Source organism: Caballeronia sp. A2-2, assembly GCF_057612605.2.
On the sequence record NZ_CM173618.1, the window covers coordinates 1355021 to 1379460 of the forward strand.

25 protein-coding genes are annotated in these 24440 nt (G+C 59.2%); 11 read left to right on the top strand and 14 right to left on the bottom strand.

The features are described from left to right. Positions 1-18: 18 nt before the first annotated feature. The 5 genes from ACZCWR_RS29885 to hfq form a co-directional block, all read right to left on the bottom strand. On the bottom strand, positions 19-549 hold the full coding sequence (locus ACZCWR_RS29885) for a hypothetical protein (protein ID WP_487305278.1): 531 nt from the start codon (positions 547-549) through the stop codon (positions 19-21). Positions 550-581: 32 nt separating this feature from the next. Beyond that, positions 582-1166, bottom strand: coding sequence for a hypothetical protein (locus ACZCWR_RS29890; protein ID WP_487305279.1), 585 nt, complete (start codon positions 1164-1166; stop codon positions 582-584). 26 nt (positions 1167-1192) lie between these two features. Further along, on the bottom strand, positions 1193-1762 hold the full coding sequence (locus ACZCWR_RS29895; protein WP_487305280.1) for a hypothetical protein: 570 nt from the start codon (positions 1760-1762) through the stop codon (positions 1193-1195). A gap of 151 nt (positions 1763-1913) precedes the next feature. Then, on the bottom strand, positions 1914-2351 hold the full coding sequence (locus ACZCWR_RS29900) for a response regulator (RefSeq protein ID WP_487305281.1): 438 nt from the start codon (positions 2349-2351) through the stop codon (positions 1914-1916). A 63-nt stretch (positions 2352-2414) separates the two neighbouring features. Beyond that, positions 2415-2675 carry an RNA chaperone Hfq gene (hfq, locus tag ACZCWR_RS29905; protein WP_487305282.1) on the bottom strand — a complete coding sequence of 87 codons (261 nt, stop codon included), beginning with the start codon at positions 2673-2675 and terminating at the stop codon, positions 2415-2417. A 321-nt stretch (positions 2676-2996) separates the two neighbouring features. On the opposite strand from hfq, the gene ACZCWR_RS29910 reads away from it, so the two are divergent. Continuing rightward, positions 2997-4415 carry an inorganic phosphate transporter gene (locus ACZCWR_RS29910; protein ID WP_487305283.1) on the top strand — a complete coding sequence of 473 codons (1419 nt, stop codon included), beginning with the start codon at positions 2997-2999 and terminating at the stop codon, positions 4413-4415. Positions 4416-4424: 9 nt separating this feature from the next. Here the strand turns inward: ACZCWR_RS29910 and ACZCWR_RS29915 are convergent, their stop codons facing one another. Genes ACZCWR_RS29915 through ACZCWR_RS29925 form a run of 3 tightly spaced genes read right to left on the bottom strand, consistent with a single transcriptional unit; the run spans position 4425 to position 7388 of the window. After that, on the bottom strand, positions 4425-5066 hold the full coding sequence (locus ACZCWR_RS29915) for an ankyrin repeat domain-containing protein (RefSeq protein ID WP_487305284.1): 642 nt from the start codon (positions 5064-5066) through the stop codon (positions 4425-4427). After that, positions 5063-5656: a c-type cytochrome gene (locus tag ACZCWR_RS29920; RefSeq protein ID WP_487305285.1), complete on the bottom strand. Its 594-nt coding sequence runs from the start codon at positions 5654-5656 to the stop codon at positions 5063-5065. Before ACZCWR_RS29920 ends, ACZCWR_RS29915 begins: the two co-directional genes overlap by 4 nt. A gap of 7 nt (positions 5657-5663) precedes the next feature. Continuing rightward, a complete protein-coding gene (locus ACZCWR_RS29925; RefSeq protein WP_487305286.1) occupies positions 5664-7388 on the bottom strand; it encodes an outer membrane protein assembly factor BamB family protein in 1725 nt (574 codons plus the stop codon). A 350-nt stretch (positions 7389-7738) separates the two neighbouring features. On the opposite strand from ACZCWR_RS29925, the gene ACZCWR_RS29930 reads away from it, so the two are divergent. Continuing rightward, positions 7739-8470: a GlcG/HbpS family heme-binding protein gene (locus ACZCWR_RS29930; RefSeq protein ID WP_487305287.1), complete on the top strand. Its 732-nt coding sequence runs from the start codon at positions 7739-7741 to the stop codon at positions 8468-8470. A 48-nt stretch (positions 8471-8518) separates the two neighbouring features. Here ACZCWR_RS29930 and tkt read toward each other — a convergent pair whose 3' ends face one another. The 3 genes from tkt to ACZCWR_RS29945 form a co-directional block, all read right to left on the bottom strand. After that, positions 8519-10573, bottom strand: a complete 2055-nt coding sequence (gene tkt / locus ACZCWR_RS29935; RefSeq protein ID WP_487305288.1) for a transketolase — start codon at positions 10571-10573, stop codon at positions 8519-8521. 181 nt (positions 10574-10754) lie between these two features. Further along, positions 10755-11396, bottom strand: a complete 642-nt coding sequence (locus ACZCWR_RS29940; RefSeq protein WP_487305289.1) for a glutathione S-transferase family protein — start codon at positions 11394-11396, stop codon at positions 10755-10757. Next, the gene (locus tag ACZCWR_RS29945; RefSeq protein ID WP_487305290.1) at positions 11393-12328 is read right to left on the bottom strand and encodes a LysR family transcriptional regulator; all 936 of its coding nucleotides are present in this window, start codon (positions 12326-12328) and stop codon (positions 11393-11395) included. The genes ACZCWR_RS29940 and ACZCWR_RS29945 overlap by 4 nt, the downstream gene beginning before the upstream one ends. 104 nt (positions 12329-12432) lie before the next feature. Between ACZCWR_RS29945 and ACZCWR_RS29950 the strand changes: the two genes are divergently transcribed. Beyond that, positions 12433-13185, top strand: a complete 753-nt coding sequence (locus tag ACZCWR_RS29950) for an SDR family NAD(P)-dependent oxidoreductase (protein WP_487305291.1) — start codon at positions 12433-12435, stop codon at positions 13183-13185. 21 nt (positions 13186-13206) lie between these two features. Here the strand turns inward: ACZCWR_RS29950 and ACZCWR_RS29955 are convergent, their stop codons facing one another. Together ACZCWR_RS29955 and ACZCWR_RS29960 are read right to left on the bottom strand one after the other, a co-directional pair. Then, positions 13207-14358: an acyltransferase family protein gene (locus ACZCWR_RS29955; protein ID WP_487305292.1), complete on the bottom strand. Its 1152-nt coding sequence runs from the start codon at positions 14356-14358 to the stop codon at positions 13207-13209. 120 nt (positions 14359-14478) lie between these two features. Beyond that, positions 14479-15384, bottom strand: coding sequence for a LysR substrate-binding domain-containing protein (locus ACZCWR_RS29960; protein ID WP_487305293.1), 906 nt, complete (start codon positions 15382-15384; stop codon positions 14479-14481). A 282-nt stretch (positions 15385-15666) separates the two neighbouring features. Here ACZCWR_RS29960 and ACZCWR_RS29965 point away from each other — a divergent pair, with 282 nt between their 5' ends. The 4 genes from ACZCWR_RS29965 to ACZCWR_RS29980 are packed head-to-tail and all read left to right on the top strand — an operon-like array spanning position 15667 to position 19672. Beyond that, positions 15667-16464 (top strand): transketolase, encoded by a 798-nt coding sequence (locus ACZCWR_RS29965; RefSeq protein WP_488876530.1) that lies wholly within the window; start codon positions 15667-15669, stop codon positions 16462-16464. Then, a complete protein-coding gene (locus tag ACZCWR_RS29970; RefSeq protein WP_487305294.1) occupies positions 16461-17462 on the top strand; it encodes a transketolase family protein in 1002 nt (333 codons plus the stop codon). Before ACZCWR_RS29965 ends, ACZCWR_RS29970 begins: the two co-directional genes overlap by 4 nt. 19 nt (positions 17463-17481) lie before the next feature. Further along, positions 17482-18327, top strand: a complete 846-nt coding sequence (locus tag ACZCWR_RS29975; protein ID WP_487305295.1) for an NAD(P)-dependent oxidoreductase — start codon at positions 17482-17484, stop codon at positions 18325-18327. A gap of 37 nt (positions 18328-18364) precedes the next feature. After that, positions 18365-19672: an MFS transporter gene (locus ACZCWR_RS29980; RefSeq protein WP_487305296.1), complete on the top strand. Its 1308-nt coding sequence runs from the start codon at positions 18365-18367 to the stop codon at positions 19670-19672. A gap of 31 nt (positions 19673-19703) precedes the next feature. On the opposite strand, the gene ACZCWR_RS29985 is transcribed toward ACZCWR_RS29980, so the two are convergent. After that, entirely contained in the window at positions 19704-20285 is a 582-nt protein-coding gene (locus tag ACZCWR_RS29985) for a DUF308 domain-containing protein (protein WP_487305297.1), read from the bottom strand. Between the two features lie 129 nt (positions 20286-20414). Between ACZCWR_RS29985 and ACZCWR_RS29990 the strand changes: the two genes are divergently transcribed. The 4 genes from ACZCWR_RS29990 (at position 20415) to ACZCWR_RS30005 (ending at position 24432) form a co-directional block, all read left to right on the top strand. Next, entirely contained in the window at positions 20415-21311 is an 897-nt protein-coding gene (locus ACZCWR_RS29990; protein ID WP_487305298.1) for an oxidoreductase, read from the top strand. Between the two features lie 158 nt (positions 21312-21469). Then, positions 21470-21934 carry a cupin domain-containing protein gene (locus ACZCWR_RS29995; RefSeq protein ID WP_487305299.1) on the top strand — a complete coding sequence of 155 codons (465 nt, stop codon included), beginning with the start codon at positions 21470-21472 and terminating at the stop codon, positions 21932-21934. Positions 21935-22111: 177 nt separating this feature from the next. Beyond that, the gene (locus ACZCWR_RS30000; protein WP_487305300.1) at positions 22112-23785 is read left to right on the top strand and encodes a GMC family oxidoreductase; all 1674 of its coding nucleotides are present in this window, start codon (positions 22112-22114) and stop codon (positions 23783-23785) included. Then, positions 23782-24432, top strand: coding sequence for a peroxiredoxin-like family protein (locus tag ACZCWR_RS30005; protein ID WP_487305301.1), 651 nt, complete (start codon positions 23782-23784; stop codon positions 24430-24432). Before ACZCWR_RS30000 ends, ACZCWR_RS30005 begins: the two co-directional genes overlap by 4 nt. Positions 24433-24440: the final 8 nt, after the last annotated feature.

The following is a 24440-nucleotide window of genomic DNA, read 5'->3' on the forward strand; positions in this document are numbered from 1 at the left end:
GCAAAGCATTCCGAAGCATCAAAATCCTATTCTCAAAGGCTCAGGATGATCGCGGCTCAAGGAAAGCGTCGCGCCGATCTTCCAGCCGAACGCCGGAATGGGTCCGGAGTATTTGCGGCATCCGCTCGTGTCGAAGGTCGAATTGGCTTGCACGGTTTGGGAGAGACCCGGCGCGGCAAAATAAACGGTTATGTTATTACCTTGCCTGAACACGAGCGCCGAGCGCGGACCATAAGTGGAATCGAGGATCGGGTCTCCGCTGCAATCCGACGATGTGTACTGTGCAGACGTGTAGGCGAACCAGCGAAACTCGGTCGCGGAAAAGTGGCCACTGGAATCCTGCACGCGTTGAACGGGTATCACGGTGGTTGCATCGCCGACGCTTAGCGCCACGCCGTTTTGCGCCGCGAAGACCGTGAGATCGCCGACGACGCGATTGTTGGCATCGAATACCCTGACAGGGCGCGCCCTCGCTTCATGTCCGTAGTCGTCCGCGAGCGATGTCATGGCCCATGCCATGATTAGTGCTCCGATCATCCAGTGCTTCATCCCGGTCTCCGTGATGACCGCGCGCGGTCCCGTCAATAGACCACGCGCAGCGGTTCAGGATAGTGTTGCGTCAGCGGATAGGTATGTCCGACCGCCCAATAAATATCGCCCTCGTCGAACGGAAAGCTGATGCAGCTCGTCGCACCGGTGGTCGAATCGATCTGTTTGAACGAAAAGACGTGGACATCCCCCGAGTATTCCTTGCGCGCGATATAGAGCGTCACGTCGGCCCCTTCTCGCACCGGCATGGCGGGCGTGGGACCACCGGAGTCCGCGACCGCCACGCTGCCGCTGCACCCTTGCGACTGGTACGGAACGGATGGATAGTCGATCCACTGGTACTGCGAATCCGAAACCTGAGAACCCACGCGCTTGTGATCGAGTTCCACGAAGACAGCGTCGCCGTCTATGTCGAGGTACACACCGTTGACGCCCGAATTGACCACCAACGCGCCGACGAATTTTCCCTGGGCGTCATACACCAACGGCTGAGGCGGTTCATGCCCGCCGTGACGAAATCGACCGAATGCACCAAACGAACCGTCGTGATCGTCACGGTCGCCGGCAAACGCCACGCTCGCGCAAAACACGAGAAACACGCACAGGATTCGACACATGAAGCCTCTCCGTCGATCGCGTTCGATCAATACCTGATGGTCAACGGCTCGGGATAATGCGCCGTCAGCGGATAGTTCGTCTCGGCCGAGAATGCCGCGACGGGAGCGGTCGAAGGCGGCTGATGCCCGATCGACGGCGGCGGCGAGCATTGCGTGCCCTGAAGTTCCGCGACGACCACATGAGGTGACGAGTCGGTTTCCCCGGCGATATAGAGCGTGACGTCCGCCCCCGTGCGCATGGCGATCGACGGCCGTGGGCCGGTGTAGGGATAAATAATCGGCCCGCCGCTGCAATTGGCGGTGGTGTAGTCGAACGGCCCATAGGTGGACCATTGGAACTTCGCGGAATCGTACGCTTCGGAATTGGTGTTCAGCCGGGTGATCTGAGCGAAGACCAGCGCGCCGTCTATCTTGAGAAACACGCCGTCATAGCCGCTGTATGCGCCCAGCGGTCCGACGAGTTTGCCTTGCGCGTCGAACACCTTGAGCACGTGATGCTCGTCATGCCGCCGCCAGTCTTGCTCGTCGCCCGCACTGGCCTGCAGCGACAGGACGCTTGCACATGACAGGATCATGAAGATCAGCAATCGACGCATGGGGCGTCTCCTCGATTTGGCACGCTCGCTCGATCATGGCGAATTCATAATTTTCAAGAAGGATAGATTCGTTAAGCGGTTCTTTCAAGGGATTCCAGTTGCCTGTCGAAATGGAATCGAGTGTTCAGTTAGTCGATCTCGTTTCGCAACGCTAACGAACCAGCATCGCATCCAGAAGATCGCGAAGATGTTCGTCGCTTTCGCCACGGCGGTAATAGCCGTCGAACGCGGCCAGTGATCCACGCGAACGCAGTTCACGCTCGTCATAACCTGTCATGGCGATGATGCCGAGTTCGCTCGTCGCGCCGATCTTGCGCACGACCGAAGCCACGGCAAAGCCGTCGAATTCAGGCATGTTGATGTCGAGCAGAATGACGTGCGGAACCCAGACACCCAGAATTTCGAGCGCCTCCACGCCGCCCCGCGCGATCTTTACATCGAATCCATCGGTTTCGAGCCGTGCGCCGGTGGCCCGCGCCCCGTGTTCGTTGTCATCCACGACCAGAACCCGCCCCGTCTCATTTTCGACATGGACGACGCGAGAGGAAAGCTGCCCGACGACGGACACGCCCGGGTGCATATGTTTCATGAGAGTCCTCGACCTCAAAGCCCCGCACGGGCTTCGGCAATGGAACGCGCGAACCTTTAGCCTTTAGCGGATCGGACGACGCGGCGCACCGGTGCGGCTCTGAGGCCGGCCCGCTTGCGCGTGATCCACGATGATGGTCGAGATGGCGTGCTTGAAGAGCGTCTGGGAACCGCTGGTCGAGTTGAGGTAGACCATGTAGGTGTCGAACGACTGAATATGACCCGTGAGCTTGATGCCATTCACGAGAAAGACGTTGACGCGGGTGTGTTCCTTTCGGAGCGCGTTGAGGAACTCGCCCTGAATGCTCGTGGAAGAAGAGGCCATATATTTCTCTCAGGTAATTTTTATAGTGTTCTGCTCGTAAGCGCCTGGCTTGCGAGCGTTTGCGAAAAAACCGCTTGCGGAATGGATTGACCGTTCGCGCTTTGCTGCATATTACTCTGAACAATTTTAATTGAATATGTGTGTAAGCGGAAAACGGGGTGCGGGCTTAAGACCAGAAAAGGCCGGGCGTTCAGGTAAAACTTGCATATGACGCTGACTTTCAATTGACACATCCGCCGCCTATTCTCGAACGTTCGCGTTCACGGGCGAGCCCACTGCCGACATCCGCGCTTTCTCCCTCAAGAAAAATCCGGAGACCGGATGCTCGCTCACTTCGTGCCGTCGTCCTTCGCTGTCATTGCGTTGCTCGTGGTGTGTTTCATTCTGGTCCTTTTGTTCGAGGCGACCAACGGCTTCCACGATTCCTCGAATGCAGTGGCCACCGTCATCTACACGCAGTCGCTCAAACCCGTCCAGGCAGTCGTATGGTCTGGCATCCTTAACTTTTTGGGTGTGTTGATCGGCGGGATCGCGGTGGCTTACGCGCTTGTCGAGATACTTCCGCCCGACGTTCTGACACCGCCCGATGGCACGCCCGCCGTGCCCATGTTGCTGGCGATCTTCGCATCGGCACTGTTCTGGAATCTACTGACATGGGCGTTCGGCATTCCGAACAGCAGTTCCCATTGCGTGGTCGGCGCGCTGATCGGCGTGGCCGCGTCCGATGCGCTTCTCAAGTCCCGCGCGCTTTCGCAAGGCGTCGACTGGTCGCAAATTGTCAGCGTGCTGGAAGCGCTCGCCCTGTCACCCGTGCTCGGATTCGTGCTGGCGGGCGGGTTGTATGGCGCGCTTCGGCTGATCGTGCGGCGCGGACATCTATTCGAAGCGCCCAAGGAAGGCGAACCGCCCGTCTGGTGGCTTCGCGGCATGTTGATCCTCACGTGCACATCGGTCAGCTTCGCTCACGGCACCAATGACGGGCAAAAGAGCATCGGCCTCATCATGCTGACGATCATCGGGCTATTACCGGCGACCTATGCAATCGATCCTCATTCGGGCAAAGAGATCAGCCAGTTGAGCGCTTATTCCGCGTCCGCCGAGCCGCTGATCCGCAAGTACGGCGACGACATCAAGAATCAGGCATTGACTGCCACGGCGACGCTCAAAGACCCTTCCCGGCTGGCCGCCTTTCAGGCAGACGCGACGCAAACGAACGGTGGAAACAAAGATCAAAAGCGCATGACGCTTTCTCAGTTGCGCGGCGATATCTATCAGATCGCGGCACAACTCAAGCACGTCTCCGAGACAAAAAGCGCTTCTGCCGATGAACGCAAACAAGCGGCCGACCTGCGCAAGAAACTCAGCAAGCCGGTCGAGTACGCACCGTGGTGGGTCCGCGTTCTAAGCGCGCTGTGTCTTGGAATCGGTACGATGGTCGGTTACAAGCGCGTCGTGCGCACGCTCGGCGAACGTCTGGGCAAGCAACACATGACGCCCGGCCAGGGCTTGAGCGCGGAATTGGTGGGTTCGGTGCTGATCGGCATCGCGGGCTTCACGGGGCTTCCTGTCAGCACGACGCATACGGTGACTTCGGGCATTGCCGGAACCATGGCAACCGGCGGACAAGGTGTGCAGATGGGCATGCTCGTGCGGATCGGACTGACATGGCTCGTCACGCTGCCCGTGACGATCTTGCTATCCGGCGTGCTGTTTTATGTTTTCGCCAATCCACGCTTTTAGCGCCTTCGGTCATTGCGCTTTCAAGACGCTCAGTGCTTGAAACGAGTGAGTTCCTTCCGCGATATCCTGCGCCGTCATGCCGCGATCATCACGCAAACTGCGGTCGGCGCCGCGCGAAAGCAGCATCGCCACGGTCGGCGCCTGATCGTAACCAGACGCCCACATGAGCGCGGTCAGATGATTGTGATAAGCCACGTTCACATCGACGCCCGTATCGAGCAGACGTTGCACGACCGCGGTATGCCCGCGTCCGGCCGCATATTCCATCGCGGTCTTGCCCACGCGATCCGTCGCCGCGCTGTCTGCGTGATGCGCGAGAAGCAGCGTCACGATTTCATCGTTGCCGTCGAACGCGGCGGCCATGAGCGGCGTGATGCCCTGCACATCGGCCTGATTTACATTCGCGCCGCGCTCGATGAGCAAACGCGCCATCGGCGTCATGCCGCGCTTGCATGCGCTGATGAGCGGCGTGTCGCCGATTCGGTTGCGCGAATCCACCTTCGCGCCCTGATCGATGCTCTGAGTCACGGCGTGCAGATCGCCATTGCGGGTTGCCGTGAGCAGCCGTTCGTTCAATGCATAGGCATTCTCATCGGCTTTAGCCGATGGCAGTAAGCCAAGCATGACGCACGCAAGGATGAGGCGCTTCATTGCAGGTTCGCGGCATAGCTCGCGAGATTTTCGATATCCGCGTCGCTCAGGTTTTTGGTCACGCTCGTCATATTGCCCGCATCGTTGGTGCGCTTTCTGGCGCGGAAATCCTGCAACTGCTTGACGAGATACGCGTACTGTTGGCCAGACAATCGCGGAATTTCGTTTTGTCCTTTGAGTCCGCCGAGATGGCACATCGTGCAGAGCACTTCATCGGACTTTTTCTTGCCCGCTTCCACTTTCACCGGATCGGCCTTGAAGTCGGTCGAGGCAAGCGGCTGCGCGGCGAAGTAATCCGCCAGATCGTGCATGTCTTCCGAAGAAAGATTCGCGGCCATCGGTGACATGCGTGGATCGCTTCTGCGACCTGCCTTGAAATCGCGGAGTTCGAGAAACAGATAGCGCGATGACTGCCCCGCAAGCGACGGATAATCGCCGCTCGTCGAATTGCCGTTCTGGCCGTGACAGGCCACGCACACGGCAGCCTTTGCAGCGCCGGCTTGTGCGTCGGCGCGTGCGAGCGGCGGCAACGCCATCAGCAGGCACATTGCGAGAATGAGACGGACTCCCGATCGATTCGATAAACGCATCGTCACCTCAAGGCAGCGCAAACACGAGCAGACTGTTTCCGCGCTTGAAGTCGAGTTGCGTGTTGCCGCCCGCCGCGACCGCGACATATTGCTTGCCGTTCACCATGTACGAGACGGCCGGTGCGTTCACGCCTGCGCCGCACTGGAATTCCCATAGTTTGCGGCCCGTGTTGGCGTCGAACGCGCGGAACAAGCCGTTCCCTTCACCGTTGAAAACCAGCCCGCCAGCGGTCGCCAGCACGCCGCCGATCAACGGTTGATCGGTCTTGTAACCCCATGCGATCTTGCCTGTATCCACATTCACCGCGACGAGCCTGCCCCATTGCTGCTCGCCCGGAATGGTCTTGAACGCGCCGCCGAGCCACAGCTTCCCGCCGGGATAAGCGGCGTCTTCGACCTGATACGTCATCGGCTGATGCAGATTGGCCGCGTAAGCCATGCGCGTCTTGGGATCGAAGGCCATGGGCGACCATTCCACGCCGCCGTTCGCGCCCGGCAGCATGCGAGCGCCCGTCGAAGTGGGCAATGTCCATACGCCCTCTTGCGGAATCATCGGTTCGGATATGCGGATGATGTGGCCATCGCGGCGGTCGTGAACATACACGAAGCCCGTCTTGCCGCCGTGAATGATCGCCGGGATCATCTGCCCGTTTTTGTCCTTCACATCGACGAGGATCGGCGGACTCACTGCATCGAGATCCCATACATCATGCGCGATGTATTGGTAATGCCATTTGTATTTGCCAGTGTCCAGATCGATGGCGAGCAGCGAATCCGTATAGAGATTGTCGCCGGGACGAATCGCGCCGTGCAGATCGGGAGAAGGATTGCCGACCACGAAATACACCGTGTGCGTCGCGCGATCGACGGCAGGCGCCATCCATACGCCACCGCCAAGGGTCTTTTCGAAGTCGCGGCCCTTTTCCGCGAGCGTCTTTTTCTCCGCGTCGATATCGCGCTTCATGTTGCGGCCCACGGCGTCGTTCTCGGCCCAGACGCCTTCGCTGCCGGAATCGGGAATCGTGTAGAACGTCCAGAGCAACTGGCCGGAATTGGCATCGAACGCTTTCATGAAGCCACGTATGCCGTACTCGCCGCCGTTCGTGCCGATCAGCACCTTGCCGTCGACCACCACGGGCGCCATGGTTTCCGAATAGCCGTCCTCAGGGTCGGCAATCTGCGATGCCCAGACGACGTTGCCCGTTTTCGCATCGAGCGCGACGAGCTTGGCATCGAGCGTACCCATGTAAAGCCGGTCGCCCGAGATCGCCACGCCGCGATTGTTCGGCCCGCAGCAAAACGTGGTCACCGGTCCCATCTTGTGCTTGTAATGCCAGAACTCTTTGCCGGTGACGGCATCGATGGCATAGACGTGGTTATAGGAAGTCGTGAGAAACATGACGCCGTTGGAGACGATCGGCGCGGTTTCCATCGACTCCATCACCGCCGTCTGGAAGATGAACGCGGGCTTGAGTTTCGCCACGTTCGTCTTATTGATCTGCGTGGCGGGCGCGTAACGCGTTTCCGCATACGAGCCGTTGGAATGCAGCCAGGATGCGCTGTCGTTCGCCGCGCCGTCGAGCTGAGTCTGCGAGACAGGTCGCAACGACACCGGAACCGGCGCGGACTCCGTGGTGTTGGCGTTCTGGATTTCGTCGGCGGCGCGCGCCGTCGGCACGGTGAAGACTGCGGCCGCAGCCACAGCGAGCAAAGCCCGGGAATAGCTTGCCATGACGTCTCCTTATTTGTTTTTTGCCTGCGCTTGGGGGCTGCTTGTGGGCTGAATGTAAGGTGCGTCTTTCTAATCTTTGTCGAAGCCGAAACAAAGCATAGGCAATTTAACGAGCTAGTTCCAGAACGGCGTTAAGTCAGACCAGCGTTAGCGTTCGTGGAATGTTTGGCCGACGATAAACATACGGCTTGATTACGAATCACCGAAGGTAAGAGAGGTAATGTTCGAAAGCCCATATTTCGCCGCGCATACACGCTCGTTCTATTTGATTCGGCCTACTACGGTTTACCCAGTTCTTCGCGCAGCCCTTTCTATTGGTTTTGGAATTGCGTCATTCAAGGAGAATCGCCATGCTCGCCCGCACTTCGAAAGCGCTGGTCGTCGCCGCACTTTGTTCGATCTCGTCATTAAGCCATGCTTATGATAATGAGGATGTTCCGCCCGGCCGTTGCATGCTTGCGCAAGGCACGGTTTCACTCGTCGAACGTCAGTTGGCCACGGTCGTCGGTTTATCGGACGCAAACGGCGGCATCTTCAAGCCGAACAGAATGTGGGCCGCCATCGTGGATCGCGAGGGGCATCTGTGCTCAGTCATCAAGACTGGCGATGCGTGGCCGGGCAGCCGCGCAATAGCCATCGCGAAAGCGTTCACGGCAAACGGCTTCAGCAACGATGCACTCGCGCTCTCGACCGCGAACCTTTACGCCGCGACTCAACCGGGTGGATCGCTCTATGGACTGAATAATTCCAATCCCTTCGATTCGCGTTTTCTCGAACAAGGAACCGGAATTGGTCGTACCGTAGGCGGAGTGATTACGTTCGGCGGAGGCGTGGCGCTTTATGCAGGAGGGAAAGTCGTTGGCGGTCTGGGCGTGAGCGGCGATAGCGCGTGCGCGGATCACGCGATTGCGTATCGCATGCGCAAGCTGGCCGGATTAGGCTCAGTGCCCGCCGGTCAAGGCCCGAACAATACGGACAATATTCTCTATTCGACCGGCGCATCGCCGATGGGATTCGAACATCCGCACTGCTTCCCTAGTGATCTCAGCGCGAGCGCAATCGAGAAGGTTTCATCCCATTGAGCGCCCGTTGGTCGAGCTATTCATCAGTCGGCCAACGGGTCATTCAAGTTACTTGCCCTTCACATTCGCCACCACTTCCCGCGCGGCGCGCACGACCGCGTCGGTGGTGATGTCGAACTTGGCGTACACATCGCCGATCTTTCCCGACTCGCCGAAATCGTGCATGCCGATGAACTTGCCATCGAAACCGATATAGCGCTCCCAGCCGAGTTCCGCCGCTGCTTCCACGGCAACGCGTGCGTACGTGTCGCCGAGCACGGATTTCTTGTAGGCGGCGTCTTGCTCTTCGAACAGCAGACGGCACGGCATCGATACGACGGCAGTCGGCACGCCTTCCTTCTGCATGATCTCGCGCGCTTCCACGGCAAGGTGCAATTCGGAGCCCGTGCCGATCAACGTGAGTTGGCGCGGACCGCCTTCGGCTTCGAGCAGAACATAAGCACCCTTCGCCGACTTATTCTCCGAACCGGCTTCCTTGCGCAGAAGCGGCATCGGCTGACGCGATAGCGCGATGAGCGCCGCGCGCCGCGGCTGGTCCAGAATCAGCTCCCAGCATTCGGCGGTTTCGACGGCATCGCCCGGACGATAGACGCCCAAATGCGGAATCGCCCGCAGTCCCGCGAGATGTTCGACCGGCTGGTGCGTCGGGCCATCTTCGCCGAGTCCGATGGAATCGTGCGTCATCACGAAGGTCGTGCGAATCCGCATCATCGAGGCGAGACGGATGGACGGACGACAATAATCGGAGAAGCACAGGAACGTGCCGCCATAAGGAATCAGGCCGCCATGCAGCGCCAGCCCGTTCATTGCCGCGCCCATGCCGTGCTCGCGCACGCCGTAATGCACGTAGGAACCTTTGTAATCGCCCGGCTTGATTTCGACCTGATTCTTTGCCTTCGTATTGTTCGAAGGCGTCAGGTCGGCCGAGCCGCCAAGCAGTTCGGGAATGGCATCGAAGAGATGATTGAGCACCGCGCCGCTCGCCTGCCGCGTAGCCATCTCACCACCCTTTTCGATGAACTCCGCGCGCGCCGCCTTGATCGCGTTCTTCCAGTCGGCGGGAAGCTCGCCGCTCGTGCGCCGCTCGAATTCGCCGCGTAACTCCGCCGGTGCCTGCTTCACGCGATCCGCCCATGCCATTCTCGCGGACTTGCCCTTCGCACCGATCTCGCGCCATTCGGACAGCAAATCTTCGGGGATCACGAACGGCGGCGAATCCCAGTCGAGAATCTTGCGCGCGCCCGCAATTTCATCTTCACCCGGCGCGTCGCTGTGCGCCTTCTGCGTGCCGGCCTTGGTCGGAAAGCCGAAGCCGATGATCGTCTTGCACGCGATCAGCGTCGGCTGATCGTCCTTCGCGCGCGCGGTCTTGATGGCATCGCGAATGGCATCCGTATCGTGCCCGTCGATTTCCAGCACATGCCAGTTCGACGCGCGAAAGCGTTCGACCTCGTTATCCGAAACAGAAAGACTCGTCGATCCGTCGATCGAGATGGAATTGTTGTCCCAGAACGCGATCAGGCGGCCCAGCTTGAGATGGCCCGCCAGCGAAATGGCTTCCTGACTGATGCCTTCCATCAGACAGCCATCGCCGAGAAACACGTAGGTAAAGTGGTTGACGAGTTCATCGCCGAAATTCGCATTCATGATGCGCTCGCCCAGCGCCATGCCGACCGATTCCGCAATGCCCTGCCCGAGCGGCCCGGTCGTCAGTTCGATGCCATTGGCATGCCGGTATTCGGGGTGTCCCGCCGTCTTGCTGCCGACCTGACGGAAGCGTTCCAACTGGTCCAGCGTCATGTCGGCGTAGCCCGTCAGGTACAACAGGCTGTAAAGCAGCATCGAGCCGTGGCCGTTCGACAGCACGAACCGGTCGCGGTCGAACCAGTGCGGGTCCGCGGCATCGAACTGCATGAAATCCTTGAACAGCACGGTGGCGATGTCGGCCATGCCCATCGGTGCGCCCGGATGGCCGCTCTTGGCCTTCTGCACGGCGTCCATCGAAAGGAACCGAATGCAATTCGCCATCTTGCGAAGCTGCGGATCACGCGGAGCCGGAACGGTTTTCACGGCTGTAGAAGTTGCGGAAGCCTGGTCTGTCATCAGATATCTCCTCAAGCAGTGGTGTGCGCGCATCGCGTCGGACGGCCCGGCGTGTTCACGCAGTGCGCGTGCCTGGCGCATGCATCGTAACGCCTTTTTTAATTTTGTATCGGCAGCGAGGGCCAGGCGCTTGCGGTGGCGGCGAACTCGCGTCGCACGCGAAAAGCGCGGATTAGAAAAATCACTTCAACATCGGCGTCATATCGGGATCGCCTTTAGCCATGGCCCGTTGATAAGCGGGCCTTTCGCCGATACGCTTGAGATAAGCCAATATGTTTGGATAAGGCCTGAGATCGACGGGATGAAACTGACGCATCGTGGTCAGCGAAAAAACGCTCATGATGTCGGCCGCCGTGAACTCGCTTCCGGCGAGATAGTCGTGTTGTGCAAGCCGCGATTCGATCAATGCAAGCACTTTCTCCAATCGCCCTTGCACGGCCTGTTGAATAGGATGATCCGCTTCGAGCCCGCATCGCCCGATAAACATGGATCTGCCCAGCACCGGCTGAAGATTGCCATTGGAGAAATGAAACCAATAGAGATAGGGCACGAAATCCGGATGATCGGGCGCATGTTGCAAACGCCCGCGCCCATGGCGCGCGAGAATGTATTCGACGATCGCCGCGGACTCGGCAAGCAGGATGCCGTCTTCCTCGATCAACGGCGCCGCGCCAAGCGGATGCATGGCCTTCAACTCGGGCGGCGACAATTGAGTGATTGCATCACGCGTGTATTTTTCGAGTTCGTAAGGAATGTCGAGTTCCTCGCAAAGCCAGACGATCCGTTCCGATTGTGAATGACCGAGGTGATGGATTTTAATCATCTTTGATTCTCTTTAGAAAGCGTGCCAAGCCACGCCGGTTGCGCAAGATGGGCGGCTAAAAACTCGGCCAACACCGTGACTTTCGCCGGGCGCGCCTTCGCCGATGGCGTCACGAAATACAGGCCTCCGCGTGTCAAATGCCAATCCGTGAGGATGGCCTCAAGACGTCCGTCCGCAAGATATTCGCCTGCAATGAATTCGGGCAATTCGGCAATGGCCAAACCATCGAGCAGCGCGGGCAAGAGTGCATCGGCATTGGTCACGCGCAGTGGCCCGATTGGCGTGATCGGTTCTTCTTCGCCTGCATCGTTTTCGAAACGCCACACTTCGTTGCGCGCGCGATAAGCATAAGAAAGACACGGCCTGCCATTTAGCTCTCGCGGATGCTTAGGCCGTCCGGTGCGCGCCAGATAGTCCGGCGATGCAACCACAAGCTGCGACACCGGACACAGTCGTCTTGCCACCAGCGAGGAATCCGGCAAGGCGGCAATTCTTAGGGCCGCGTCAAAGCCTTGCGCGACGATATCGACCGTGGCATCCGACAAATGCAGATCGATGGAAACCTCGGGATATTGGCGAAAGAAAGCGGGCAAAAGCGGCGCGACCCAGCGCAAACCGAAAGACATCGGCACCGCGAGCCGGACGAGACCGCGCGGCTTTAGCGACATTTCCCGCGCGGAATTTTCGGTTTCTTCCGCCTGACGATAGAGTTCGCCAGCCTTTTCAGCAATCGTGCCGCCGAATTCCGTCAATGCCAATTGGCGTGAAGTCCGGTTAAAGAGTCTTGCTCCTAAACGCGCTTCCAGTCTCGCCACGCCACGCGAGACAGTCGCAACAGACAGACCCATTGCACGCGCCGCCGCTGCAAAAGATCCCTCCTCCGCCACCTTGGCGAACATCGCCAGGCCTTCAAAGTCCGGCACCTTGGTCATTTCATTTCTGCAATGATGGTTTGCAGGCGATTCTATTTCGAAAAGAGGCAAGCGTCGATATTCTCTTTACATCGCAGCATCAACCGAAATCCTGGAGAACAATCATGGCACGCAAACTCGAAGGAAAAATTGCACTCGTTACCGGTGGAACCAGCGGAATTGGTCTCGCAACCGCCAAGCGCTTTGCGGCAGAAGGCGCGCATGTCTATATCACCGGCCGTCGTCAGGCCGAACTCGATGCAGCCGTCGCCGCCATAGACAACGCAACCGGCGTTCAGGTCGACTCGTCGAAACTCGATCAGCTCGATGCCTTGTATGAACAAATTCGCCGTGAGAAAGGCCGGCTCGATGTGCTGTTCGCCAACGCGGGCGGCGGCTCGATGGTGCCGCTCGGCGAGATCACGGAGGCGCACTATCACGACACATTCGATCGCAACGTGAAGGGCACGCTCTTTACCGTGCAAAAGGCCTTGCCGTTGCTGTCCAAAGGCGCTTCGGTGATTCTCGCGGGCTCGACGACCACCATCGAAGGCACGGCAGCCTTCAGCGTTTATTCAGCTTCGAAAGCGGCCATTCGCAATTTCGCGCGTAGCTGGATTCTCGATCTCAAGGATCGCGGTATTCGCGTGAACACCATCAGCCCCGGTGCGACGAAAACGCCGGGTCTGGTCGAACTCGCGGGCCCCGACGCCACGCAACAGCAAGGCTTGCTGGACTATCTCGCATCCCGCATTCCGATGGGCCGCGTGGGCGACCCGACCGAGATCGCCGCCGCAGCGTTGTTTCTCGCTTCAAACGATTCGAGCTTCGTGAATGGCGCGGAATTGTTCGTCGATGGCGGGCAGGCGCAAGTCTGAGGTTGAAGGTCCGCCGCGTTCTCAATCCTCGACGCGGCGCAGCGAAGCCAGTCCCGGTTCGCGCGTCTGGCTCAGGCGCGCGCGAACCGCGCGCCGCATCGGCTCTTCATAAAAACCGAATACGACAATGCTTGTCCAAACCACGAATATCAGCACCATCCATCCATTGGTGCGATTGAAACCGGCGAGCAGCGTGAGGTAAGCAATCGGCACATGAATCAGATAAAGCGAGTAGCTTGCTTCGCCAAGTCTCACGAGCCAGCGCGAATTCAATAAGCCGAACACCGGACGGTCCATCAGGGCAAGTCCAAGGATCAGCATCGCGAAGAACGGCGATTGCACGTAAAACGCGGGCATAACCGGCCGCCAGAGCGAGAGCGCGATCAACGCCACGCTAGCCACGGTGACCAGCACCATGCCGCGTGTTTGCCGGTGTGAAGAAACATCGCGCATATGCATGAACACGAAGCCGGCACCCACACCCAGCATGAATTCCGCGATGCGCAGAAGCGGCAGCGCCACCACCAGAAACCCACTACGCGCAGGCGATAGTGTGTTTTCGATCAGCATCATGCCCGCGCCTTGCATCAGCCACGCGCAAAAACACACGAGCATGATGAAGCGCAGGCCGCGTCCATCGACCTTCTTCAGCAGAAACGGGAAGACCGTATAAAAAAACGCTTCGCACGATACGCTGTCCGACGGTCCGTTCCATGGCTGATTGATCGCGGCAAACGGAAGCCACGCATTGAGCAATAACAATTGACAGACCAGACTCACGGCAAGCGACAAACTCACCGAATTCTTGAGCGCAAACCAGTCGAGCATGCGCGTGCTATCGCCCGTATGAAGCAACCAGAATATTGTCGGCGCCACGAGCGCAAGTCCAAGCAAGACGACCGGATAGATACGCGCCACGCGCGCAATATAGAAGGAGCGTGGACCACCTCGTGCAAGCGGTTCGCGATAGGTATAAGTCAGGATAAAGCCGGAAAGTACGAAGAATAGCGATACCGCAGAACGCCCGCCGTCCACGAAATCCGTGAACGCCTTTGGCATGCCTAATAACCCTAAGGCAGTGTAGTGAGAAAGCACCACGGTCAAAGCTGCAATGAAGCGAATACTCGTGAGCGCCGGCAATGCGCCGCCCGTTTGTTTTGTCGTTGCGCCCATTGGATCCCTCCGTTTTGCCGAAGGGTATCGATCGATCAGGACTTCGTATGTTCGGAATGCGTCGTTTCTAAATTATTCTGATGTGGTCATGTGATAAGAGGAAACGCCAACTCATTCTTATCAATGCTTCGCCGTAATGCCGTTGCCCCCAATACCCAACGCATTGAGTAGCCAGGTCTTAAATGTTTCGAAAGCCTCGTGCCGATGTTGCCGCCTTGGATGCACAAGATAATGTCCGATGTATTCGACTTCACGCGTCGAGTCCGCAAGCGGTCGCACCAGTTGGCCGCGCTGCAATTCACGTTCAGACAATAAGGTCGATTCGAGCACGACACCCAGGCCATCGACTGCGGCGGCAATCGCCATTGAACTACGGTCGAAACGCAGGCCGTAGTGATTCGGCGGCGGCATCTGATTGGCTTCGAACCAGCCCTTCCATTGAACCATCTGCACTTCGCATTGAATGAGCGGAACGTGATACATGTCCTCGGGCTTGTGAATGCGTTCGGCAAGCGCAGGTGTGCACAACGGCGCAAGACCTTCCAGTGCAAGCGGAATCTTTTCATGCGGCGACGGCTTGGGTTCGCCATAGACGATATCGAGATCGAAATCATCATCGAAGCGCGCGTAGTCCGTGCTCGCGGAAAAACGCAGATCGATATTCGGATGATCGCGCACGAAGCCCGCAAGCCTCGGCAATAGCCATTGCGTCGCAAAACTCGGCGCCGTATGCAGCCGCAGCGGCGTGCGCTCCTCATTGGCAAGCAAAGCGAAGCCGCGCTGCATCTCGTCCATGCCGCGCTGAATGTGCTCCATCAAGGTCGTGCCTTCGCGAGTCAGATGCACTTCGCGCGTGCTGCGTTGAAACAAGCGGTGTCCGAGCGAATCCTCCAGCTTGCGCACGGCATGACTCACCGCGCTTGGAGAAAGACTGAGTTCGCGCGCCGCCTCCGCAAAAGAAAGCGTCCGGCTGGCAGCCTCGAAAACCCTAATATACGAAAGTGGAATCTTGCGGAACACGTTCATTGGCGGGATTCGTGAATGGCATTCATGAGCTGATGCAATCTTTTCTTTTGTCGGCCTTGTTCCGTCAAGGATACATTAGGTTCACCTCGTTCCCACACCACCCGATTGCTGAACAGGAGACAACTGCGGCAATCGGAGGTTATCGAGGAATCAACGACACCGTCTTCCGCAGGAACAGCCATGACCATGACCACCGAGGTCGAGCCGCAAGCAGGCTCGGCATCTGCACGACTCGCGAAACTCAACGATCACGCTTACCGCATTCGCCGCTTCGCGCTGCGCATGGGTGAGGTTCAGGGGCAAGGCTATATCGGCCAGGCACTCGGACTCGCCGATGCATTGGCCGTCGCCTGGTGCCACGCGATGAACGTTCGCCCCGAAGATCCCGAATGGGAAGGCCGCGACCGCTTTCTGCTTTCACACGGCCACTACGCAATCGCGCTGTATGCCGCGCTGATCGAAGCGGGCGTCATCCCCGAAACTGAACTTGAAACCTATGGCTCCGACGACAGCCGTCTGCCGATGTCCGGCATGGCGAGCTACACGCCCGGCATGGAAATCTCGGGCGGCTCGCTGGGTCAGGGTTTGACCATCGCGGTTGGCATGGCGCTCGGCTTGCGTCTGAAAGGCAATCCGGCATTCGTCTATAACTCGATGTCCGATGGCGAACTCGATGAAGGCGCGACGTGGGAAGCCGCGTTGTCCGCTGCGCATCATGGCCTCGGCAATCTCATCACGATGGTGGACATCAATCGTCAGCAGGCGGACGGTGCATCGCATGACGTGCTGGGTTTCGAACCGCTCGCCGACAAGTTCGTGTCGTTCGGCTGGCACGTCGAACGCGTGAACGGCAACGACATGCCTGCGCTTCTCGAAGCCTTCGACAGATGTCGTTCGCTGACCGAAGCAAAGCCGCGCGTGATCCTGCTCGATACGTTGATGGGCAAAGGCGTTCCGTTCCTCGAAACGCGCGAGAAGAATCACTTTATCCGGGTTGATCCCGAAGAATGGCAGCAGGCGATTGCCGTGCTGGACGAAAATCATAAGCATCGCCAAGCACAGCAAGGAGACCAGGCATGAGCGCCGTCGCTGAGAAGAAACCCCGTCTGACGACTTCCGCGATGATCGCGTCGATTGCGTCGGAAGGCCAGAAGACCCGCCCTGCTCCGTTCGGCCATGCATTGGTGGCGGAAGCGGAGAAGCGGCAGAATATCGTTGGCATGACGGCGGATTTGTCGAAATACACCGACCTGCATATCTTCAGAGAAGCATTCCCCGAGCGTCATTTTCAGATGGGCATGGCCGAGCAATTGTTGATGGGCGCGGCAGGCGGCATGGCGAAGGAAGGCTTCATTCCGTTCGCGACCACTTACGCCGTGTTCGCCACGCGCCGCGCGTATGACTTCATCCATCAGATCATCGCGGAAGAAAATCTCAACGTGAAGATTTGCGCGGCGCTGCCGGGCCTCACGACGGGTTACGGCCCGAGCCATCAGGCAACCGAAGACCTCGCCTTGATGCGCGCGATTCCCGGCATGACCGTGATCGATCCGTGCGATGCCCTCGACACCGAGCAAGCCGTCGCCGCGATGGCCGCGCACAACGGTCCCGTCTACATGCGTCTGTTGCGTGGCAAGGTGCCCGCCGTGCTCGACGATTACGACTACACGTTCGAACTCGGCAAGGCCAAGATGCTGCGCGACGGCGGCGACGTGCTGATCGTCTCCTCGGGCATCATGACCATGCGCGCGCTCGAAGCCGCACAAGCGCTTGACGATGGTTCGGCGAGTGTGGGCGTGCTGCATGTGCCGACCATCAAGCCGCTCGATGAAGCCACCATCGTCGAACAATGCCGCAAGCCGGGACGGCTCGTTATCGTCGCGGAAAACCATAGCGTGATCGGCGGTCTGGGCGAAGCAGTGATGAGCGCGCTGGTGCGCAATCGCGTGATGCCGGAGTTCCGTCATATCGGCCTGCCCGATCAATTTCTCGATGCGGGCGCGTTGCCCACATTGCACGACCGCTATGGCATTTCGACGGCATCGATCGTCGAGAACATCAAGACGTGGCTGAAGTAATCTGGGAATCCTAATCATCATGAACGTAACAGTTATTGGAATCGGCGCGATCGGCTTGCCGATGGCGCTGCAAATCAAGAGCGCGGGACATAGCGTGACCGGCATCGATCTGTCGAGCCGCGCGCGTGAAATGGCGCAGGAAAGCGGGCTTGCCGCAATGGACAGCTTCGCCGCCGCACCCGTCGCCGATGTCGTGATCGCGATGGTCGCGACGCCGGCGCAACTGGCGTCGCTCGTGGAAAGCGTCGGCACGCGCGTGATTGGTCAGACGTGGGTCGTCATGTCCACGGTCGGGCCGGATTCGATCCGCGAACAAGGCGCACGCCTGATCGCGGCAGGCGCACGCGTGGTCGATGCGCCCGTGACCGGCGGCACCGCGCGCGCGAAAACCGGCCAATTGGTGATCTTCGCCTCGGGCGATCAAGCGGATATCGACACCGTGCGCCCCGTGCTCGATGCAATGGGCACCGTGCGCGTCACCGGGCCGAAACTCGGCGACGGTCAGGCGATCAAGGTCGTGAATCAGCATTTGTGCTCGGTGCATATCGTGGCGGCGGCGGAAGCCTTGAATCTCGCGCGCAAGCTCGGTCTCGATCAGGCCGCCGTGCTCGAACTCGTCGAGAAAGGCGCGGGCGGCTCGTGGATGCTCTCGGATCGCGGTCCGCGCATGCTGCAGGACACGGACGTGAGCGTGACCAGTTCGATCAACATCTTCGTGAAGGACAGCGATCTCGTCGCGGATGCAGCGGCGACATGCGGCGCTGACGTGCCCTTGCTGGCGCTCGCCAACGCGCGCTACCACGAAGCCGCCGATGCGGGTCTCGGCCTGCGCGACGACAGCCGCGTGATCGAAACCTGGCGCTGAGTACATCGAACAAAAGACGGTACGGAGACTACACGACATGAGCAGCATCAAGGGAGCCCGCGCGGGCAAGGTCGCCATCGCCTCGATGGTCGGCTCGGCGGTCGAGAGCTACGACTTCTTCATCTATGGCACCGCCGCGGCCGCGTGGTTCGGCAAGATCTTCTTTCACACGACCGAGCCGATCGTGGGCATTCTGGCGTCGTTCGCGACGCTCGCCATCGGCTTCCTGTTCCGGCCCATTGGCGGTTACCTTGCAGGACACTATGGCGACAGCATCGGGCGCAAGGCGGTGTTGTTCTGGTCGCTGGTGGGCATGGGTTGCGCGACCGTTCTGATCGGCGCATTGCCGACTTATGCGCAAGCGGGCGTGCTTGCGCCCATCGGGCTGATTCTGTTGCGCATCATTCAAGGGATCGGTTTCGGTGCGGAATGGGGCGGCGCGGTTTTGATGGCGTGTGAGCATGCGCCTGAAAAACGTCGCGGCTTCTTCGGCGCGGTGCCGCAACTGGGCATTCCGCTCGGGCTGTTGCTGGCCAACGGTGCGTTCCTTCTGTCGGGCGAACTGTTTGAAGGCGACTGGGTGTGGCGCGCGCCGTTCCTCTTTTCCTTTGTGATGGTCGCCATCGGCATCTTCATTCGGATGAGCGTGTCGGAATCGCCGGAATTCGAAGCGGTGAAGGCCGAGAACAAAGTGGTGAAGCAGCCCGCGTTGCAGGTTATCAAGAGCGACTGGCGCAGCATTCTGAAGATCATCGGCCTGCGCATGGCGGAAACGGGCGGCTATTACATCACGACGAGTTTCATGCTGTCGTATGTGGTGCTCGCGCATGTTTCGACGACCAAGCATGTGCTGTGGGGCACGCTGATCGGTTCCTTCATCGGGCTGGCGAGCCATCTGATCTACGGCGCGCTGAGCGACAGAATCGGCCGCCGTCCGGTGTTTATGCTGGGCGCGCTGTTCACCATTTTGTTCGGTATCCCGATGTTCATGCTCATCAACACGGGCGCGGTGATTGCCGTGATTGTCGCCGTGGCGCTCTCGCTGCTGTTCAGTCACGATCCGATTTTCGCGGTCGAGGCGAGTTGGTTCTCGGAGCAGTTTCCGGCGAACGTGCGTTCGTCGGGCATCTCGCTCGGGTATAACGGTGCTTCCGTGATTGCGGGGCTGCTGCCGATCATCGCGACGGCCATGTTCGGCGCGTTCGGCTGGATCGGACCGGCGCTGATGTTCTCGGCGCTCGGCATAGTCTCTACGTGTTGCGCGCTCGCGATGAAGGAAACCGCGCCTGCCGCGCTGGCAAGAAAGAAGCGCGCGGAAAGTCCGGAGCGGCGTTACGCTGCCTGAACAAATAGCCCGCCCTTCGAGGCGGGCTTTTTCACGTTTGATTCGCGGCCGCAGCTTGATGGCGTCGTGCCGATATTGCCATCGAAACGGCGGACACGAGAAAGTAGAAAGCACCGAAGGCGGCATACGGCGCGACGTCCGCCACGCTCGAAGTGGCTTGCGAATGAGCACGCATCAGAAAATGAATGGCCGCGAGATTGGATTGCGCGCCGCTTAGAATCATCGCCCATTGTGCGCCGTGCGTTTTCCAGCGGCGCACGCCTGTCGCAAGCTGAAGCATGCCCGAGAACGCCGCCCATGCGCCGAACACGCCGGATACGGCGTTCATGCTCATCCCAAGCGCCAATACGACTGCAATGGTCGTGATTCCACTCACTACGACATTCAACGCCTGAGTGGGATTGCGCTTGAATCCTCCGTTACGCGCGGCATCGATAAAGTTCGCGGCTGCATCCCAAAGCGGATAGAGAACGAGCAACGCCGCGCCGATGATCGGCATGTGCCGACCCAAGGTCAATGCAAGCACGACCCACACACTGGAAACGGCAAAGCGCGTGAAATAGTAAGATTGCAGCCACTTGTCGCTCGCGGAAAAATGCTTTTCATCTTTCATTTCCTGCTCCTGTCTTGATTCGTTTTCAGCAGGAAATATAAAGAGTAAGCAGGTACGCACGGATTACCTCTCGATGACTTTTTTGTCATTGCCCGATCAGGTTTTATCGACTATCAAGGCCACACGCTTATGACGATTTCTGCAAATCCGACCATTGCGCTGATTGGTCCGGGAGCCATTGGCACAACCGTCGCCGCAGCGCTTCACGAAGCCGGACGCACGCCGACGATTGTCGGACGCACCGCGCACGAGCGGCTCGAACTACGTTTCGATGGCGGGTCTGTCGTGGTGCCAGGACCGGTGCTGACCGACCCGGCAAAGATCGACAAACCCTTCGATCTGGTTTTCGTCGCAGTCAAATCGACGCAAATAGATTCAGCCGCGCCGTGGCTTTCAGCGCTATGCACTGAGAAGACGATTGTCTGCGTGCTGCAAAACGGCGTTGAACAGAAAGCGCTTTTTGCACCGTATTTACCCGGCAGTTTTGTGCTTCCTTCGGTGGTCTGGTTTCCCGCTCAACGCGAACCCGACAACTCGGTTTGGTTGCGTGCGAAGGCACGTCTTACCTTGCCCGACACGCCGGAAGCCAGCCTCGTGCTCGCGGCCTTGAACGGTACGCGCTGTTCCGTCGATGTATCGGCCGATTTCGTTTCGGTCGCCTGGCGAAAGCTGTTGCAGAACGCAGTAGCGGGCTTGATGGTGCTGACGGGCCGCCGTGCGGGCATGTTCTCGCGTTCCGACATCACCGCACTTTCACTGGCCTATCTGCGGGAATGTCTCGAAGTAGCACGCGCAGAAGGCGCCACGTTGAGCGACGAAGTGCCGCAAGAAATCGTCGACGGATTCCATCGTGCTCCGGCCGATCTCGGCACATCCATCCTCGCCGACCGGCAAGCGGGCCGTCCGCTCGAATGGGACTGCCGCAATGGAATCGTCCAGCGACGCGGAAGGGCTCACGGCATCCCGACGCCGATCAGCGACCTTATCGTGCCGCTGCTGTCAGCCGCCAGCGACGGACCCGGCTGATATCGATTCACGACTTTATGCCACGACAGCAACGGCTCGCCAGTGCTTTTTCAACTGGCGCGGCCGGACAAGAATGTCTCCTTTCGCCTCTTGCAAGACAAACGCATTGACTTGGCGAGACACGTTCGGGCACGCCCGAACTCAATCAAGGAGCATTCATGTTCGTACTGAACGATAAAGTCGTCGAATACAGTTTCGGAGGTTCCCGCGCCCGCCTGCTTTTGTCGGGGAATGACACCGGCGGCGTTTATTGCGCATTCGAAATGTTCTCACCGGCAGGCCGCGCCACGCCCATGCACAGTCACGAAAGCGAGGACGAATCGCTGCTCGTGCTCGATGGCGAAATGACCGTGGAGATCGACGGAGAAACGCATCTCGTGCGCGCGGGGGCATCCACCTATCTTCCCCGGAAAAGCCGTCATCGATTGATCAATACCGGGTCGCGGACCGCGCGCTATGTCGTGATCTGCACGCCTGCGGGTTTCGATCGATTTGTCGATGCATGCGCGCCCGCCCGCCATGAACCCGTGACGCCACACGATCCGACCGATGCGGAGAAAGCCAAGATGCGCGAAGCCGCACCGCGCTTCGGGATCACGCTCTATCCCCCCGCGAAAAGCTGAATCTGCCCGATCGTTCGGCGTTCGAAGCATTTTGGCTCGACGCGGCAACTTGAGACGATCGAGCCGATAAGTGAGACGCGCCGCCATTCACGTCGAGAGGCCGCGCCGCTAATCTTGCCGAACCCTATACAGGTCTTTCAGCAAGCGCGCTCGCATACGAGCGATCACGGAGTTTTCATGCAATCGAACGAAGAATTTGCCGGGCAGGTCCGGCGTAATCAACACGCGCTGGCGACTCGAATCGGCGAAGCTTACGACTTTATCGTGTGCGGTGCGGGCACGTCGGGATGCGTGGTGGCGGCGAGGCTCGCGGAAGATCCCAATCTGCGGGTTCTCCTTCTCGAAGCGGGTGGCGATGACGAAAGCGAACTCGTCCAAGACCCAAATCGCTGGCCGATGACATTGGGCAGCGCCATGGACTGGGGTTTCGCCGCACAAGCCAATCCGCGACTCGATGGCCGCGCACTCGCCTATTCGATGGGAAAAGGTCTGGGCGGCGGTTCGAGCATCAATGTATCAACGTGGTCGCGAGGACATCGGGCCGATTGGGATCTCTATGCCAAACTGGCTGGTGAGAAGGCATGGAGTTATGCAAGCGTGCTCGATCTTTATCGCACACGCATCGAGAAATGGACCGGCCAAGCGGACGATGCCTATCGCGGCACGCGCGGCACCGTGCATGTTCAGCCGGCACAAGCGCCCTTTCCTTTCTCGGAGCGATTGATGAACGCCGCCGAATCCGTCGGACTTGCGCGCTTTCCGAATGCCAACGGCCGCATGATGGAAGCTTCGGGCGGCTGCGCGCTGGTCGATGAAACCATTCGCGACGGAAAGCGCCAGTCGATCTTTCGTTCCTATGTCTATCCACTGATGGCGCTGCCCAATCTGACCGTGCTGACCGGCGCGCTTGTAAGCCGTGTTCTTTTCGACGGCCGTCGTGCGCGCAAAGTCGAGTTCGAATATCAGGGCAAACGGCTGACGGTCGAAGCGGATCGCGAAATCGTCTTGTCGCTCGGCGCGATTCACACGCCGAAGCTCTTGATGCAATCCGGCATCGGCCCTGCTAATGAGTTGCGACGCGCGAACATCACTGCGTTGCAAACATTGGAAGGCGTTGGACGTAACTTGCACGATCACGTTTCCATTGCCGCTGTCTGGGCGGGCGAAGGCGAATTGCCGGGCAATTCTCCCCGCAGTCAGACCGCGATTTTCTGGAAAAGCCGCTCGGAACTGGATAGCCCCAACTTTTATAGCTATGCCATATCGGGCGCTTATCTCACGCCTGAAAATGCGTCCGGCGTGGTGCCTTCGGAGCACGGCTGGACGCAGGTCATCGGCATGCGGCCGCTGAGCCGTGGAAGCATTCATCTGACTGGCGCGCACGCCGCCGATCCGGTGCGAATCGATGCCAATTATCTAGGCGAGCCGCAGGATATGACCGATCTGATCAGCGGGCTGCATTTCGCGCGCGAGATGGGCCGTGCGCCTGCGCTGGCCGGATCGAACAGGCATCAGATCGCGCCGTGGTCTTACGATCCCGCCGCGCTCACTGCCTACATCCGCAATGGCCTGACGACGTTCTGGCATCAAAGCGGCACTGCGCGAATCGGACTCGACGGCATGTCGGTAGTAGACGGCAAGCTGAAGGTTCACGGCGTGGAAGGCTTGCGCGTGGCGGACGCATCCGTCTTGCCGCGTGTGACGACCGGCAATACGATGGCGCCATGCGTGGTTATCGGCGAACGCGCCGCCGAATTTCTGAAGGAAACCGAAACGTCACGCACCCGTGCAGATCGTGCGGAGCATTTCAGTGCCATGAAACAAACGAATCACAAGGAGCCGCAGACATGATCGACATGGTTTCCGAACTTATCAGAATACGGGGCCTGCGCGATCAATTCGTGCCGGCGACGCAGACCGCGATCATGGACCGCGCAATAGACGAATTGATTGCATCCGGCATTCGCGATTCCAGTCTGAAACCCGGTGACCGCATGCCTGATTTCAGTTTGTCCGATAGTGCAGGAAAACAGATCCATTCGCGGGATTTACTGAAATCCGGCCCGGCCGTTCTCAGCTTCTATCGCGGCAACTGGTGCCCGTATTGCCAGATCGAACTGCGCGCTTTGGAGCAGGCGCTTCCCGACATCGAGCGGCGCGGCGCATCGCTCGTGGCCGTGTCTCCCGAATTGCCCGACAGGCAAGTCGCGACACAGAAAGAAAACGCGTTGACGTTTCCGGTGCTCTACGACCCCGGCAATACGGTGGCGAAGTTATTCGGGATTGTTTATGCGTTGCCCGTCGACCTTTTGCAAGTCTATCGGGAACGAGGACACGACCTCGGCACGGTGAATGGGCCGGCGGGCGCCGATACGCTGGCGCTGCCAGCCACATTCGTGATCGATCGGAGCGCAACCATTCGCCTCGCCTTTATCGACGAAGACTATGCACGAAGGCTCTCGACCGATGAAATCCTGAATGCACTGGACGCGCTCTGATACCGCTT